The sequence below is a fragment of the Pseudoclavibacter sp. 13-3 genome (assembly GCF_021168475.1).
Classification (GTDB): Bacteria; Actinomycetota; Actinomycetes; order Actinomycetales; family Microbacteriaceae; genus Pseudoclavibacter_A.
This window is the reverse complement of sequence record NZ_JAJOZT010000001.1, coordinates 660,376-676,864: the sequence shown is the minus strand read 5'-3', so window position 1 is coordinate 676,864 and position 16,489 is coordinate 660,376. Positions and strand designations below refer to the sequence as shown.

Genomic DNA, 16,489 nt, shown 5'->3' with positions numbered 1-16,489 from the left:
AAGACCCAGCCCAGTGCCCACACGCCTGTCGAACCTGTTCCTGCGCACCCTGCGCGAAGACCCCAACGATGCCGAGGTGGCCGGGCACAAACTGCTCGTGCGCGCCGGCTACATCCGACGCGAAGCCCCGGGCATCTTCGCCTGGCTGCCACTGGGCCTGAAGGTTCTGCGCAAGGTCGAGGCCATCGTGCGCGCCGAGATGGAGGCTGCCGGTTCGCAAGAAGTGCATTTTCCCGGCCTGCTGCCGCGTGAGCCGTATCAGGTCACGGGACGCTGGGATGAATACGGCGACAACATCTTCACGCTCAGAGATCGTAAAGAGGCCGACTACCTGCTCGCTCCCACGCACGAAGAGGTCTTCACCCTGCTGGTGAAAGATCTCTACTCGTCGTACAAAGACCTGCCGGTGAGCCTCTTTCAGATTCAGACCAAGTACCGTGACGAGGCTCGGCCCCGCGCCGGGCTGCTGCGCGGTCGCGAGTTCGTCATGAAAGACGCCTACTCGTTCGACGTCGACGACGCCGGTCTCGACGAGAGCTACCAGATCATGCGCGACGCGTACGAGCGCATCTTCACCCGGCTGGGCGTCAGATACGTCGCGGTCAAGGCCGACGCCGGGCCCATGGGCGGCTCGAAGAGCGAGGAATTCCTCTCGCCGTCGCCGATCGGCGAAGACACCTTCGTCTACACCGACGCCGGCTACGCAGCCAACGTCGAGGCGGTCAGCGTGCACCCGGCCGACCCGGTCGACGCCAGTCACGTGCCTGCCGCTATGACGGTCGACACGCCAGACGCCCCGACGATCGATTCGCTCGTCGCGCTGCTGAACGACCGCTATGCCGACGAACGCGACGGGCTCTGGCGGGCCGGCGACACGTTGAAGAACGTGGTGCTCGCGCTCACTCATCCCGACGGCAGGCGCGAGCTCGTCGTCGTCGGCCTTCCCGGCGACCGCGACGTCGATCTGAAGCGGGCCGAGATCGCCTTCGCCCCGGCCGAGGTCGAGCCCGCTGTCGAAGCCGACTTCGAGCATCATCCGGGCCTGGTGCGCGGGTATATCGGCCCGCAGGCAGACGAGACCGGCACCTATGCGCTGGGGGAGCGCTCGGTCGACGGCATCCCGTATCTGGTCGATCCGCGAGTCTCGGCCGGCACGGAGTGGGTGACCGGTGCGAACGCAGAGCGTCGCCATGCGCTGCACGTCGTGGCGGGTCGTGACTTCGTCGCCGACGGCATCGCCGACGTGGCGAACGTTCGCGACGGCGATCCTGCGCCCGACGGCTCGGGCCCGCTGCGCGCTGCGCGCGGTGTCGAGATCGGGCACGTCTTCCAACTCGGCCGCAAATACGCTGACGCCCTGGGGCTTCAGGTGCTCGACCGCAACGGCAAACTCGTCACCGTGACCATGGGCTCGTACGGCATCGGCGTCACCCGTCTGCTCGCAGTGCTCGCCGAGGCGAATCGCGACGAGAAGGGGCTGATCTGGCCTGAGACGGTCGCTCCGTTCCCTGTGCACATCGTCTCGACCGGCAAGAGCGACGAGGTCTACCGCGTCGGCTCCGATCTGGCCGACGAGTTGGAGCGCGTCGGCATCGACGTGCTCTTCGACGACCGACCCAAGGTCTCGCCCGGTGCGAAGTTCAAAGACGCCGAGCTGCTGGGCATGCCGCACGTGCTCGTGGTCGGCAAAGGGCTCGCCGACGGTCAGCTCGAGCTCTGGGACCGTCGCGCCGGCACGAAGCAGCCGATTGCGATCGCGGACGCCGTGGCCGAGCTGCGTCGTCGTCTCGGCAGGGACTGAGCCGTCGGCCGAGATGGTGACGGCGAGGCTCTCGACCCGCTAAGATAGGGTGTTCGACACTGAACATCTCAGCTGAATAGAGGAGGCGGTATGAATATCGATCTGAGTGCACTTCGTCTTCTCGAGAGCGAACAGGGTATTCCCCTGAACGAACTGCTGGAGATTCTCGAGCAGGCGATTCTCACGGCATATCAGAAGCACACCGGCCACACGACTGCGGCCCGCGTCGAGATCAATCGCAAGACGGGGCAGGTCGCCGTGCTCGAACGGCAGACCGACGAAGACGGCAGCGATCTCGGTGAGACCGACGTCACCCCGCACGACTTCGGCCGCGTCGCTGCGCTCGCCGCTCGACAAGAGATCAACCAGCGCCTGCGCGCGCTGGCCGACGACAGCCTGCTCGGCGAGTACAAAGACCGCGAGGGCACCATCGCCGCCGGTGTGGTGCAGCAGGGGCAGAACCCTCGTCTGATCCCGATCGACCTGGGGTCGGCCGAAGGCGTGCTGCCGCCCGAAGAACAGGTGCCAGGCGAGCACTACCGACACGGTGACCGCCTGCGGGTCTTCATCGCGCAGGTCGCGCGCACCGCAAAGGGCCCGACCATCACCGTCAGCCGCACCCATCCGGGACTGGTTCGCGGGCTCTTCGAACTCGAAGTGCCAGAGATTCACGCCGGTGCCGTCGAGATCACCTCGCTCGCCCGCGAAGCCGGGCACCGCACCAAGATCGCCGTGCGGGCCACCGAGCCGGGCATCAACGCCAAGGGCGCGTGCATCGGCGAGCTGGGCCAGCGCGTTCGCGCGGTGACCGCAGAGCTCAACGGTGAGAAGATCGACATCGTCGACTCGAACGACGACCTCGGCGCATTTGTGGCCAGCGCGCTCTCACCGGCCAAGGTGACGCGCACCGAGGTGCTCGACGCCGACCAGCGGGCGGTGCGGGCATTCGTGCCAGAGAACCAGCTCTCCCTGGCCATCGGCAAAGAGGGGCAGAACGCCCGTCTCGCGGCGAAGCTCACCGGGGCGAAGATCGACATCCAGGCCGACAACTGATTCGGTTTCGCACAGTGTCTGCGTGTCCGTCTTCATGAGGCGGCACGCCGATGCTGTGCGTCTGGGCCAGAACGCGCTAGGATGACGTACTGGACATGTGCCCGATGCGCATGTCGGAATCCACACAGAACAGGCTGATTCGGCTTATGGACGCATAATGAACGGCTCGAAATGAGACGTCAGAGGTAATTGTCTGCTCCCGCTCTCGGGTGCAGACCTGAGACAGGAGAATTGTGGCAAAACCACGCGTACACGAGATTGCGAAGCAACTCGGCGTCACGAGCAAAGAGCTGCTGGCCAAGCTCAACGATATGGGAGAGTTCGTCAAGGGCCCCTCGTCGAGCCTGGAACCCCCAGTCGTGCGCAAACTGAAGGCTGCGTTCCCGCAGCAGAAGTCCGCAGACGACAAGAAGTCCAGCGCGGCCAAGAAGCCCGCCGCCCGCAGCACAGCTGCGAAGAGCACGACGCCGAAGCCCGGCGCTCGCACCACCACGGCGAAGCCCGCGGCCCAGAGCGAGACCGATGCGGCACCGGCCCAGGCCCAGACGCCGAGTCCGGCTCCTCGAGTCGCTCGTCCCGGGCGTTCGGCCCAACCGACTCCGTCGGAACCCGCACCTCACCAGACTGCGCCGAAGCCCGCTGCCGAGAAGCGCACCACGGCTGCCCCGGCTCGTCCGGCGCCGAAGCCCGCTGAGACAGGAGCCTCCGAGTCTGACGGGCACAATCCCCACCCGCCGATCCCGCGTCCCTCGCCCGGATCGATTCCCCGTCCGCGCGCTCCGCGTCCGGCGAACAACCCGTTCTCGCCCAAGCACAGCGGAGGCCCGCGTCCCGGTCCTCGTCCGCACGCACCGCGTCCGGGTGCCGGTGCCGGTCCTCGTCCGCATGCTCCGCGTCCGGGCCAGGGCTTCGGCCCACGTCGTGGTGCCGGCAGCGGTAGCGGCCCGCACCGCGTCGGTCAGGGCGGCGGCGCTCGGCCGCGTCCCGGTCAGGGCGGCTTCGGCGGCCCGCACCGTCCCGGTCAGGGCGGCGGCGCAGGCTCGGGCTTCGCACACCGCGGCGGCGGCGGCGGTCGCCCCGGTCCAGGCGGCCGCGGGCGCGGCGGCACGGCTGGCGCGTTCGGACGCGGCGGAGGCCGCTCGGGCAAGTCACGCAAGTCGAAGCGCACGAAACGGCAAGAGTTCGAGCAGATGGAGGCCCCGACGCTCGGCGGCGTCAAAGTGCCCCGCGGCAACGGCGAGCAGATCATCCGTCTGCGTCGCGGCGCCTCGCTGACCGACTTCGCCGATAAGATCGGCGCGAACCCGGCATCGCTGGTGACCGTGCTCTTCCACCTCGGCGAGATGGCCACGGCCACCGAGTCGCTCGACGAAGACACGTTCCAGCTGCTCGGGGCCGAGCTCGGCTTCAAGATCCAGATCGTCAGTCCTGAAGACGAAGACAAAGAGCTGCTCGAACAGTTCGACATCGACCTCGAAGACGCCGACGATCCCGAAGACCTCGTCGCGCGTCCTCCGGTGGTGACGGTCATGGGCCACGTCGATCACGGCAAGACCCGACTGCTCGACGCGATCCGGCATACCAAGGTGCTCGCCGGTGAGGCCGGCGGCATCACGCAGCACATCGGTGCCTACCAGGTCGAGACCGAGCACGAAGGTCACGAACGCGCCATCACCTTCATCGACACCCCCGGTCACGAGGCGTTCACCGCCATGCGTGCCCGTGGCGCCGAGGTGACCGACATCGCCGTGCTGGTCGTCGCCGCAGACGACGGCGTGATGCCGCAGACAGTCGAGGCGCTGAACCACGCCCAGGCAGCTGACGTGCCGATCGTGGTCGCCGTCAACAAGATCGACAAGCCCGATGCGAATCCGGCGAAGATCCGACAGCAGCTGACCGAGTTCGGCCTGGTCGCCGAGGAGTACGGCGGCGACACGATGTTCGTCGACGTCTCGGCCAAGAGCAACATCGGCATCGACGATCTGCTCGACGCGATTCTGCTGACGGCGGATGCCGGGCTCGAGCTGGTCGCGAACCCGGAGCGCGAGGCGCGCGGCGTCGCGATCGAGGCGAACCTCGACAAGGGCCGCGGTGCGGTCGCCACCGTGCTGGTGCAGAACGGCACCCTGCACGTCGGAGACGCCATCGTGGCAGGCACGGCATACGGTCGTGTGCGCGCCATGTTCGACGAGAACGGCGAGAACATGCAGAATGCCGGGCCGTCACGCCCGGTGCAGGTGCTGGGGCTCACCTCGGTGCCTCGAGCCGGTGACAACATCCTGGTGACCGAAGACGACCGCACGGCTCGTCAGATCGCCGAGAAGCGTGAAGCCGCCCAGCGCAACGCCCTACTCGCGAAGAGCCGCAAGCGCATCAGCCTGGAAGACTTCACGAAGGCTCTTGAAGAGGGCAAGGTCGAGACCTTGAACCTCATCATCAAGGGTGACGTCTCTGGTGCCGTCGAGGCGTTGGAGGAGTCGCTGCTCAAGATCGAGGTCGACGACTCGGTGCAGCTGCGCATCATTCACCGTGGCGTCGGCGCGATCACCGAGAGCGACGTCAACCTGGCCACGGTTGACAACGCGATCGTCATCGGCTTCAACGTGCGCCCTGACGGCAAGGCTCGCGAGGCCGCGCACAAAGAGGGCGTCGACATTCGGTTCTACTCGGTCATCTACGACGCGATCGACGATATCGAGGGGGCTCTCAAGGGCCTGCTCAAACCAGAGTTCGAAGAGGTGCACACCGGTACGGCCGAGATCCGCGAGGTCTTCCGCTCGTCGAAGTTCGGCAACATCGCCGGTACGCTCGTGCAGACCGGCAAGGTCACGCGCAACTCCAAGGCGCGCGTGCTGCGCAACGGCGTCGTGCACGGCGACAACCTCACGATCGAATCACTGCGTCGTTTCAAAGACGACGTCACCGAGGTGATCAAGGGCGTCGAGTGCGGCATCGGGCTCGGTAGCTTCAACGACATCCAGGTCGGCGATGAGATCGAGACCTACGAGATGCGCGAGAAGCCGCGAGACTGATCACCGCCTGAGCGGTCACAGTCGTGATCGAAGCGCCCGCACCACCGGAATTCGGCGGCGCGGGCGCTTCTCTGTCACCTGACGGCGGGTCGTGCCCGTCGCTCCGCGCGGTTCACGGCGAGACCGGGAGTGAACTACCATCGACACGGGCCCACACCATCGCCCTTGCACAGAACGAACCGAGGAGAACATCATGGCTCAGACCGCTAGCCGCGCAGAACGAGTCGCCGACCGCATCAAGGTCGTCGTCGCTCAGACGCTTGATCGCGGAGTCAAAGACCCTCGACTCGGCTTCGTGACGGTGACCGATGTGAAGGTGACCGGTGACCTGCAGCATGCGAGCATCTTCTACACAGTGCTCGGCACTGACGAGGAGCGCGCCGACACCGAGGCCGCGCTGCGCAGCGCGACCGGCATGATCCGCACAGAGATCGGGCGCAACATCAAGCTGCGGCTGACGCCATCGATCGAGTTCATCCTCGATGCCATCCCTGAGAACGCTGCGCACATCGAGGCGCTGCTGCAGACCGCGCACGAGCGCGACGATGCGGCTCGCAAGGCCTCAGAGGGCTCGGCATTCGCCGGCGACGCCGACCCGTACCGCAGGCCCGGCGAAGAGGCAGACGACGAATCGGCCGATCAGGCCTGATCGAGGTCTGACCCGGTCGCGATCAGAGCAGGTCTTCGGCCTCGGCCCAGACCTGGTCGACCGAGCGGAACGTCGGCCGGCCGTCAGCGCTGCGGGCGGCGTTCTCGACCTCGTGCACGAGACGCACCAAGACTGCGTTGAGGGGCGCCCGCGTGCCGATCTGCTCGGCTGCGCGCACCACCGCGCCGTGCAGGTGATCGATCTCGGTGGGGCGCCCGCTGACGACCGACTGCAGGGTCGAACCGGTGTTGGGCACGTCGCCCATTCGCTTCGCCAACAGCAGCGGGATGAACTCGGCCGTGACCGAGGGCACCTCGGCCAGCACGGTCAGCATGCTGTCGTCGAGGCCCTGCGCACTGCCGAAGCGAATGCCCGAGGCATGTGCGACGTGTACCGCTTCGCGCATCGAGGCGGTGAGCACCCGGCGCAGCCGGTCGTCGGCGACGGTCTGCTGAATGCTCAGCCCTGTGATCGCGGGCAGCGCGTTGACCTGATTGACGACGAGCTTCGTCCAGAGCACGCCGTCGGTGTTCTCGACCGCACGTGCGGGCAGCGCCGGCTGCAGCAGCGCGGCCACACGCCGGGCGTCGTCCAGATCGCTGCCGGGGCCGGGGCACACCACAGTGGGGCCGGGCGTGGTCACATCGACGAGGCCCGGCTGCGGCACGTTGGCGCCGATCGACGACGTGCCGCTCAGCACGCTTGCCCCGGCGATCGCCTGGTGCGCGGTCGTGGGGCCCTCGACTCCGTTCTGCACGACCAGCAGCGGCACGCCACGCAGCCACTCGGCGTTGTCGGCCAGCGCGGCCGCCGCATCCTGCGCCTTCGTGGTGAGAATCGCGAGATCGGGAGCCGCATCGAGCGCGGGCACGGCATGCACGTGGGCGACGTGGTCGCCGAACGCTCCGGTCATTCGCAGCCCGTCTCGCTGCATCGCTGCCAGATGGTCGCCGCGAGCGGTCACGGTGACCTGACAGCCCGCCCGATCGAGTGAGGCGGCCATGGCCCCGCCGATCGACCCGCAGCCGATGACCGCGATGCGCGTCGGTGACGTCGCATCGGGGGATGCCTCGTCGGCGCGATGGGGAGCGGGCGTCTGTGTGCGGGTGACCTCGTCGTTCATGAGGCGATTCTACGGCGATGGGCCGGCCGCGTGCGACAGCCGACGGCGCCCCTGTGGCAGACTGGGGGCATGCCCGATGCCATCGTTCTCGTCGACAAGCCGCAGGGCTGGACCAGCCATGACGTGGTCGCCCGGGGTCGCCGCATCTTCGCCACCCGCCGCGTGGGGCACGCCGGCACGCTCGACCCGATGGCCACCGGGCTGCTGATTCTGGGCGTCGACCGCGGCACGAAGCTGCTGACCTATCTGGTCGGGCTCGACAAGGTCTATCAGACGACCATCCGACTCGGCCAGGCCACCGTCACCGATGACGCCGAGGGCGAGATCACCGAGCAGGCCGACGCCGAGACGCTGCACACGGTCACCGAGGCGCGCATCCGAGAGATCGTCGAGACGCAGCTCAGCGGTGATATCGATCAGGTGCCTTCGTCGGTCAGCGCGATCAAGATCGACGGCGTGCGCTCGTACGCGCGGGTGCGCGCGGGAGAGGGTGTCGAACTCAGCCCACGACCGATCACGATCCATGAGTTCGCCGTGACCGACGTGCGTCGCCGCGACGACGGGTTCGTCGACGTCGACGCCCGGGTGCACTGCAGCTCGGGCACGTACATTCGCGCCCTCGCTCGCGACCTCGGCACTGCGCTGGGCGTGGGCGGGCACCTGACGGCGCTGCGCCGTGTGCGGGTAGGCCCGTTCGATGTGGCGGATGCCTCAGTGCTGCCCGGCCGCGAGGTGCCGATCGAGCAGGTCGAGACGCCGCCCGCGCTCACGCTCGGCCAGGCGGCGAGTGCAGTGCTCCCGACCCGGGTGCTGAGCGCGCAGGAGTGTGTCGATCTCGGCCATGGCAGACCGCTCGCGCCGAGTGCCGAGCCGGCCGCAGGGCCGCAGCCGATCTCTGCCAGCGCAGCGCGGCATCCGTCGACCGCACGACCGCTCACCGCGGCTCTCGACGACGCCGGCGGGCTGCGCGGCATCGTCGAGAATCGCGGGGGTCGGGCGCGAGCGGTGCTCGTCGTGCCGCCGGACGCGAACGCACCCCAGCCGGCCGACTCGCAGAGAGAAGGCCGAGACCGTTGACCGACTGGTTCACCTGGACGCAGATCATCGTGGCCTGTGCCGTCGGCGTGCTCTGCCTCGTGCTCGGGCTGATCGGGCGCACTCCCAGTGACCTCACGCTCGGCTGCCTCGCGCTGGTCGAGCTGCTGCTGGTCGCACAGATCGTGGTCACGATCGTGGTGTGGAACACGGGGCCGGGGCCGACCGGCAGCGGCGTCGAGTTCGTCGGCTACCTGGTGACTGCGCTGATCATTCCGCCGGCTGCGGTGTTCTGGGGGCTCATCGAGCGAACGAGGTGGTCGAACGTCGTGCTCGCCGTCGCCGCCCTCACCATCGCGGTGATGATCTGGCGCATGGATCAGATCTGGTCTCTGCAGGGTGCCACCGGGCTGGCCCCCACTGCGCTCGGCATCGGCTGAGGCTGAGGCTGAGACGACTTCGGCGACCTCCCGAACGCTGACTAGAATAAGTGACCGATGACTGCTTTCACCCCACACACCCCGTTGAGCGGCGAAGACGCGCGCAGCGACGCCGACGAATCGCCGCGACTGAGCGGAGCCGGCAGACTGCTGGTCGTGGTCTACGCGATTCTCGCGCTCGCGGCCACCGCACGCTCGCTGGTGCAGATTCTCACGAAGTTCAATCATGCTCCGCTCGCGTACTCTCTGAGCGCCGTCGCCGCGCTCGTGTACATCCTGGCCACCGTCGCGCTGGCTCGCCATCACCGGCCGGGCTGGCACCGCATCGCGCTGCTCACCATCGGCTTCGAGCTGGTCGGCGTGCTCGTCGTGGGTGCGCTGACGACCTGGGCACCGCAGCTGTTCATCTCTCCTGATGCTCCGAACGGACGCATCGAGAGCACGGTCTGGTCGTGGTTCGGCATGGGCTACGGGTTCATCCCGCTGGTGCTGCCGGTGCTGGGGCTGTGGTGGCTGGCGAAGCACCGCCCCGGCATGCAGAAGACGGCCGGCACAGCCGACACCGCGGCGCAGACCGATGCAGGGCGCGACGGCTGATGCGCATCCTGCACCTCGACAGGGAGTCATCGGATCTCGGCCCCAGCGCCATCACGATCGGCAAATTCGGCGGCTTGCACCGTGGCCACCGGGCGATCATCGGGCAGCTGACCGAACTGGCCCGACAGCGCGGCCTGGCATCGATCGTCGCGACGTTCGACCGGCATCCGCTCGCCGTGATCGCACCGGACAAATGCCCGCACCCTCTGGCAGACCCGCGCCGGCAGGCGCAGCTGATCGCCGAGACCGGCGTGGACGCACTCGCGATCATGACCTTCGACCGCGCGTTCGCGTCGCTGACGCCGCAGGAGTTCATCCAGCAGGTGATCGTCGATCGCCTGCAGGCCAGACTGGTGCTGGTCGGCGAAGACTTCCACTTCGGGCACTTCGGTGCCGGCGACGTCGACACGCTGCGCGAAGCGGGTGAACGCCTCGGGTTCGATGTGATCGCCGCCGACGTGCTGCGACCACAGCCGGGCGAGCCGAAGTTCTCGTCGTCGAGCGTGCGGGCGGCGCTGAGCGAGGGAGACATCGACACGGCCGCCTCGGTGCTCGGCCGATCGCCCAGCGTCGGCGGATTCATCGTGCACGGCGCGAAGCGCGGTCGCGAGCTCGGGTTCCCGACGGCGAACCTGGGGGCAGGGGAGGACGCAGCCACCCATGAGCAGCGCGGCGTCGAGGGGTTCATCCCCGCCGACGGCGTCTATGCCGGCTGGCTCGACGTCTCGACGGGCGGGTCTGAGGGCGCCGACACGGGCGAGGTGCATCGCTACCCGGCTGCCGTCTCGGTGGGCACCAACCCGACCTTCGACGACGTGCCGCGAACGGTCGAGGCGCATGTGATCGACCGCGACGACGACCACGTGGGCGACTTCGACCTCTACGGACGCTGGGCTCGGGTCGTCTTCGTGGCTCGGCTGCGCGGCATGGTCGCCTTCGCCGGCCTCGAGCCGCTCATCGAGCAGATGCACCGTGACTGCGACGAGACGCGCGCTGTGCTAAGGTCGAGTGTTCGCCGTATATCGGCCGCGGAACCAGAGCGCCACTGAGAATTCCCTCAGCGGCACCGCGCAGCGAGTGAGAGGAATCACCATGGCACTGGCACTTGATGTCAAGCAGCAGATCATCAGCGAGTACGCGACGCACGAGGGTGACACCGGCTCACCCGAGGTGCAGGTTGCGCTGCTGAGCCGTCGCATCACCGACCTCACCGAGCACCTGAAAGAGCACAAGCACGACCACCACTCACGTCGTGGCCTGCTGCTGCTCGTCGGCCAGCGCCGTCGCATGCTCGGCTACCTGCAGAAGGTCGACATCGATCGTTACCGCAAGCTGATCGAGCGTCTCGGCCTGCGCCGCTGAGTCTCGACTGACCTCTGCCGGAATGCGCAGGCGCCGCCTGCCTTCTTCAGGTCGAGAGCCCCGGACGAACCCTCTGGTTCGCTCGGGGCTCTCTGCGTCTGCGGTCCAGGCCTCATGCGCGAGAGGTGCGCTCCGTTCGTCTGCGGTGTGCTCTGCTAGACTGGGGCGTGGTTCGCTGAGAGCCACTCACAAATCAAAACCGTGCAGGTGAGCCGTTCAGGCGCTGATCTTCGGTGGTGAGTTTCGGAACGTCCGTCCGAGGTTTTCTACTGTTGATCAGCACCATACGTTGCTCGTGCCCGTCCTGCCTGCTTGCACGTATCAGGTAAAGGAGCACCCCTTGGAGGGTCCAGAAATCACGTACGCCGAGACCGTTATCGACAACGGCAAGTTCGGCAAGCGCACCATCCGTTTCGAGACCGGCCGTCTCGCGCAGCAGGCCGCCGGCGCCGTGCTCGTCACGTTCGACGACGAGACCACGCTGCTGTCGACGACCGCCGTGTCGAAGAAGCCGAAAGAGGGCTTCGACTTCTTCCCGCTGACCGTCGACGTCGAAGAGCGCATGTACGCCGCAGGGCGCATCCCCGGCTCGTTCTTCCGTCGCGAGGGCCGCCCCACGACTGACGCCATCCTCGTCGCGCGTCTGTGCGACCGCCCGCTGCGTCCCTCGTTCGCCGAGGGGCTGCGCAACGAGGTGCAGGTCATCATCACGGTGCTGACCATCGCCCCCGACGAGCGTTACGACACCCTCGCGATCAACGCGGCCAGCGCATCCACCCAAATCGGCGGTCTGCCGTTCTCGGGCCCGATCGGCGGCGTTCGCATCGCACTGATCGACGGCCAGTGGGTCGCGTTCCCGAAGCAGTCGCAGCTTGACCAGGCCGTGTTCGACATGGCTGTTGCCGGTCGCAAGGTCGTCACCGAAGACGGCAGCGAAGACGTCGCCATCATGATGGTCGAGGCCGAGGCCGGCGAGAACTCGTGGGATCTCATCGAGGCCGGCGCGCAGAAGCCGACCGAAGAGGTCGTTGCCCAGGGGCTCGAGGCCGCGAAGCCGTTCATCCGCCAGCTGGTCGAAGCTCAGGAAGAGCTCGCCCGTCAGGCGGCCAAGCCGGTGGCCGAGTTCACGCTCTTTCCTCCCTACAGCGCAAGCCTGTACGAGAAGGTCGAGAAGCTGGCTCATGACGAGCTCGCCAAGATCTACCAGATCGCCGACAAGCTTGAGCGGCAGGATGCTGACGACGCGCTGAAGGCGAGCATCAAGGAGCGTCTGGCTCCTGAGATCGACGAAGACGAGTACGAGCAGATCGGTGCGGCGTACAAGGCCGTGACCAAGAAGATCGTGCGCGGTCGCATCATCAACGAGGGCGTGCGCATCGACGGCCGCGGGCTGCGCGACATCCGCGCGCTCGACGCCGAGGTGGCTGTGCTGCCTCGCGTGCACGGTTCGGCGCTCTTCCAGCGCGGCGAGACGCAGATCCTGGGTGTGACCACGCTGAACACGCTCAAGATGGAGCAGCAGATCGACTCGCTGTCGCCTGTCACGCGCAAGCGCTACATGCACCACTACAACTTCCCGCCCTACTCGACTGGCGAGACCGGTCGTGTCGGCAGCCCGAAGCGTCGCGAGATCGGCCATGGCATGCTCGCCGAGCGCGCCCTGGTGCCCGTGCTGCCCAGCGTCGAGGAGTTCCCCTACGCGATTCGCGAGGTCTCTGAGGCACTCGGGTCGAACGGCTCGACCTCGATGGGCTCGGTCTGCGCGTCGACGCTCGCTCTGCAGAACGCCGGTGTGCCGCTGCGCGCGCCGGTCGCCGGCATCGCTTCGGGGCTGATCAGCCACGAAGAGAACGGCCACACCGAGTACGCCGTGCTGACCGACATCCTGGGTGCCGAAGACGCGCTCGGTGACATGGACTTCAAAGTCGCCGGCACAGCCGACTTCATCACCGCGATTCAGCTCGACACCAAGCTCGACGGCATTCCCGCATCAGTGCTGGCCGGTGCGCTGACGCAGGCCAAAGAGGCTCGTCTGACGATTCTCAACGTGCTGAACTCGGCGATCTCCGAGCCCGACGAGCTGGCGCCGACCGCACCGCGCATCATCACGGTGCAGGTGCCTGTCGCCAAGATCGGCGAGGTCATCGGCCCGAAGGGCAAGATCATCAACCAGATTCAGGAAGACACCGGCGCCGACATCTCGATCGAAGACGACGGCACGGTCTACATCGCCAGCGCCGACGGGCCTTCGGCCGACGCTGCGCGCGCCGCGGTCAACGCGATCGCCAACCCGACCATCCCCGAGGTGGGAGAGCGCTACCTGGGCACCGTCGTGAAGCTCGCTGACTTCGGCGCGTTCATCTCGCTGATGCCCGGCCGTGACGGTCTGCTGCACATCTCAGAGCTGCGCAAGCTCAACGACGGCAAGCGCGTCAGCCAGGTCGGCGACGTCGTGCAGGTCGGTCAGAAGGTGCAGGTCGAGATCTCGAAGGTCGACGATCGTGGCAAGCTGTCGCTGATCCCCGTGATCGAAGAGGATGCCGCTGCGGCTGACGCCGAGTAGGAGTCGCTGATCGTTCGGCTGCCGGTGCCGTCGCTGCGGTTGCTGCGGTCGGGCGGCCGCGCATAACCGCGCAGCAGTGCCGACTCGGCACTGCTGCCTGACCAAGGCGCTGCCGACGGTCGCAGAAGAGCCCCACCAGACAATGTCTGGTGGGGCTCTTCTGCGTCTGCGCGACGCGCTCGGCAGGGGTGGTGTCGCCGCATCTGATTCGGGCGGTCGTCACCCGGAGGGCTCTCTGCCGATCGAATCGGGAGACTCTGCATGTCTCGCATGGTCCGGGGCATCTGGCATGTCTGCATGCAGGAGCACGAGACGGTCAGCGCCTCATGCGAAGACGTCTGCGAGAATGCAGAACGGTTGACGACAGCTACGATCGTTGCCTAAACTCCAATGGTGCGGCTGAGGTAAGCCTTAGATTGGTCTGTGTGTGCAAGACGGTGATCTCCCAGACTGCCGTGCACTGCCTGTCGAATGCCGGACCGGAGAGAGAGACAACGATGTTTGCCCAGATGAACTGGGGTATTCCTCACATTCTGGGGAGATCTCGGCGGCGTTCAACGCGTGCTGCAGGCCACCTCGGGCGTGTGCTCGGGGCAACAGGTGTGGCTGTGGCTGTGGCCCTGTCGGGCTGTTCGGGCGTCACACAACACACGAGTGGTGATCAAGAGGCAGCAGAGGCTGCCCTTTCACCGCTGTCATCGCTCGATGCTCTGAGCAATCCGCGCAACCACTTCGGCGAGTCCACGGCCAGGATGGCCCAGACCTCGATCACGCCGATCGAGACCGACCCGCAGCAGCAGCTGCCGGCGACCGTGACCGACAGCCAGGACGCATCCGTCACCGTAACGGACACCACCCGCATTCTGGCCCTTGACCTGTACGGGTCGTTGGCAGCGACGGTCTTCGGCCTCGGACTCGGCGACAGAGTCGTGGGGCGAGACATTTCGACGGGGTTCCGCGAAGCCGCAGATCTTCCGCTGGTGACGCAGAATGGCCACGAGCTCAACGGCGAAGCCATCCTCGATCTCGCTCCCACCGTGATCGTCACCGATACGACCCTCGGGCCCTGGGACACCCTCATGCAGATGAAAGATGCCGGCATCCCCGTCGTCTTCGTCGATTCAGAACGCAATATGGGCAACGTCAGCGAGATCGTGATGCAGGTGGCCGCCGCGCTGGGCGTTGCGCAGACAGGGCAGCGTCTCGCGGATCGCCTGTCTGCCGAGATCACGGCGAAGACGCAGGAGATCGCCGCCATCAGGCCGCAGAACGAGGCTGACCGCGTGCGCATGGTCTTCCTGTACGTGCGTGGGAATGCCGGCATCTACTACATGTTCGGCGAGGGCTCAGGCGTGGACTCGCTCATCGACGCCCTCGGTGGGGTGGACGTCGCGCGGGAGGTCGACTGGAAGGGCATGAAGCCGATCAACGCCGAGGCGCTGGTCCAGATGAAGCCTGATCTCATCCTCATGATGACCAAGGGTCTGGAATCGGTCGGCGGCGTCGACGGGCTGCTGGAACGCGTACCGGCGGTGGCCAGCACTCCAGCGGGTCAGAACCGCCGCATCGTCGATATGTCCGACACCGAGATCATGAGCTATGGTCCGCGCACCGCAGACGTTCTCGACGCCTTGGCCCGTGCGGTGTACGCCCCGGATGACACGCCGGCTGCAGAGACGACCGACGACTCGACCCGCAGGGACGGCCGATGAAGACCTCGCCGCTGACCACAGGCACGAAGCCTCGACAGTCGTCTCGTCCACCCCTCGAAGCCGCCCAGCCGCGCCACGCGCGAGCAGCCGTCGCCATCGTCGTGCTGACCGTTCTGCTCGTCGTGTTCGGCGTCATCTCCGTCGGCTCCGGACAACTGCGCATTCCTGCGGGAGAGGTCGTGCAGATTCTGCTGCACGGGCTCGGCATCGACATCGGCCATGAGGTGACGCATCCCAACGCTGCAGCCGCGCTCTGGAGCATCCGCCTGCCGCGCGTCGTGATGGCGCTCATCGTGGGAGCCGCGCTCGCGGTCGCCGGCCTCATCATGCAGGCCATCTTCGGCAACCCGCTTGCAGACCCGGGCGTCGTCGGGGTCTCGAGCGGCGCCGCAGTCGGCGCGTGCACGGCCATCGTCTTCAACATCGCTCTGCTGGGCGAGTGGACCGTTCCGGTCATGGCGTTCGTGTCCGGTCTGGCGACGACGCTGATCGTGTACGCCTTCTCTCGATCGGGCGGCCGCACCGAGGTGGTCACCCTGATTCTGACCGGCGTCGCAGTCAACGCGTTCGCTGGGGCCGCACTCGCCTTTCTGACGTTCGTCAGCGACCAGTCTGCGCGCGAGCAGATCGTGTTCTGGCAGCTGGGCAGCCTGAACGGCAGCCGATGGGTGCAGGTGGCGGCAGTGGCCCCGCTGGTCGTGATCGGCATCGCCTGCACGTTTCTCTTCACCCGTCGACTCGATCTGCTCTCGCTCGGCGAGCGTTCGGCACGACACCTCGGTGTGAACGTCGAAGTGCTGCGCGTGATCGGCATCGTGGTGGTCGCCGTGCTGACCTCGGCCGCGGTCTCGTTCGCCGGCATCATCTCGTTCGTCGGGCTGGTCATCCCGCATCTGATGCGCATGCTGTTGGGCCCGGCGCATCGCCCGCTGCTGATCACCAGCATGCTCGGAGGTGCGCTGCTGCTCGAAGTCGCAGACCTGGTCGCGCGCACCGCGGTGACGTACGCCGATCTGCCCATCGGCATGCTCACCTCACTGGTGGGCGGCCCCTTCTTCTTCTGGCTGCTGCGGCGCACGCGGCGCACGTCAGGAGGCTGGGGATGATCGGTCTGATGAGTGC

General features: G+C 67.1%; 13 protein-coding genes. 12 read left to right on the top strand and 1 reads right to left on the bottom strand.

Annotated elements, in window-relative coordinates; all coding sequences use genetic code 11:
- Positions 1-13 precede the first annotated feature (13 nt).
- From LRX77_RS02985 to rbfA, 4 genes are all read left to right on the top strand, one after another.
- Entirely contained in the window at positions 14-1,801 is a 1,788-nt protein-coding gene (locus LRX77_RS02985) for a proline--tRNA ligase (RefSeq protein ID WP_231831355.1), read from the top strand.
- A gap of 90 nt (positions 1,802-1,891) precedes the next feature.
- A complete protein-coding gene (gene nusA / locus LRX77_RS02980) occupies positions 1,892-2,854 on the top strand; it encodes a transcription termination factor NusA (RefSeq protein WP_231831354.1) in 963 nt (320 codons plus the stop codon).
- A 233-nt stretch (positions 2,855-3,087) separates the two neighbouring features.
- A complete protein-coding gene (infB, locus tag LRX77_RS02975; protein ID WP_231831353.1) occupies positions 3,088-5,886 on the top strand; it encodes a translation initiation factor IF-2 in 2,799 nt (932 codons plus the stop codon).
- 193 nt (positions 5,887-6,079) lie between these two features.
- The gene (gene rbfA, locus LRX77_RS02970; RefSeq protein ID WP_231831352.1) at positions 6,080-6,535 is read left to right on the top strand and encodes a 30S ribosome-binding factor RbfA; all 456 of its coding nucleotides are present in this window, start codon (positions 6,080-6,082) and stop codon (positions 6,533-6,535) included.
- Positions 6,536-6,557: 22 nt separating this feature from the next.
- Here rbfA and LRX77_RS02965 read toward each other — a convergent pair whose 3' ends face one another.
- Entirely contained in the window at positions 6,558-7,658 is a 1,101-nt protein-coding gene (locus tag LRX77_RS02965; protein ID WP_231831351.1) for a ketopantoate reductase family protein, read from the bottom strand.
- Positions 7,659-7,727: 69 nt separating this feature from the next.
- On the opposite strand from LRX77_RS02965, the gene truB reads away from it, so the two are divergent.
- From truB to LRX77_RS02925, 8 genes are all read left to right on the top strand, one after another.
- The gene (gene truB, locus LRX77_RS02960; RefSeq protein WP_231831350.1) at positions 7,728-8,735 is read left to right on the top strand and encodes a tRNA pseudouridine(55) synthase TruB; all 1,008 of its coding nucleotides are present in this window, start codon (positions 7,728-7,730) and stop codon (positions 8,733-8,735) included.
- The gene (locus LRX77_RS02955; RefSeq protein WP_231831349.1) at positions 8,732-9,133 is read left to right on the top strand and encodes a hypothetical protein; all 402 of its coding nucleotides are present in this window, start codon (positions 8,732-8,734) and stop codon (positions 9,131-9,133) included. The genes truB and LRX77_RS02955 overlap by 4 nt, the downstream gene beginning before the upstream one ends.
- Positions 9,134-9,190: 57 nt before the next feature.
- Positions 9,191-9,730 (top strand): hypothetical protein, encoded by a 540-nt coding sequence (locus LRX77_RS02950; RefSeq protein ID WP_231831348.1) that lies wholly within the window; start codon positions 9,191-9,193, stop codon positions 9,728-9,730.
- A complete protein-coding gene (locus LRX77_RS02945) occupies positions 9,730-10,779 on the top strand; it encodes a bifunctional riboflavin kinase/FAD synthetase (protein WP_231831347.1) in 1,050 nt (349 codons plus the stop codon). Before LRX77_RS02950 ends, LRX77_RS02945 begins: the two co-directional genes overlap by 1 nt.
- Before the next feature lie 43 nt (positions 10,780-10,822).
- Positions 10,823-11,092, top strand: a complete 270-nt coding sequence (rpsO, locus tag LRX77_RS02940; RefSeq protein WP_158030926.1) for a 30S ribosomal protein S15 — start codon at positions 10,823-10,825, stop codon at positions 11,090-11,092.
- 340 nt (positions 11,093-11,432) lie between these two features.
- Complete coding sequence (locus LRX77_RS02935) at positions 11,433-13,655, top strand: polyribonucleotide nucleotidyltransferase (protein ID WP_231831346.1); 2,223 nt, start codon at positions 11,433-11,435, stop codon at positions 13,653-13,655.
- A gap of 752 nt (positions 13,656-14,407) precedes the next feature.
- On the top strand, positions 14,408-15,367 hold the full coding sequence (locus LRX77_RS02930; RefSeq protein ID WP_231831345.1) for a heme/hemin ABC transporter substrate-binding protein: 960 nt from the start codon (positions 14,408-14,410) through the stop codon (positions 15,365-15,367).
- A complete protein-coding gene (locus LRX77_RS02925) occupies positions 15,364-16,473 on the top strand; it encodes a FecCD family ABC transporter permease (RefSeq protein WP_231831344.1) in 1,110 nt (369 codons plus the stop codon). The genes LRX77_RS02930 and LRX77_RS02925 overlap by 4 nt, the downstream gene beginning before the upstream one ends.
- The last annotated feature ends 16 nt before the right edge of the window (positions 16,474-16,489 follow it).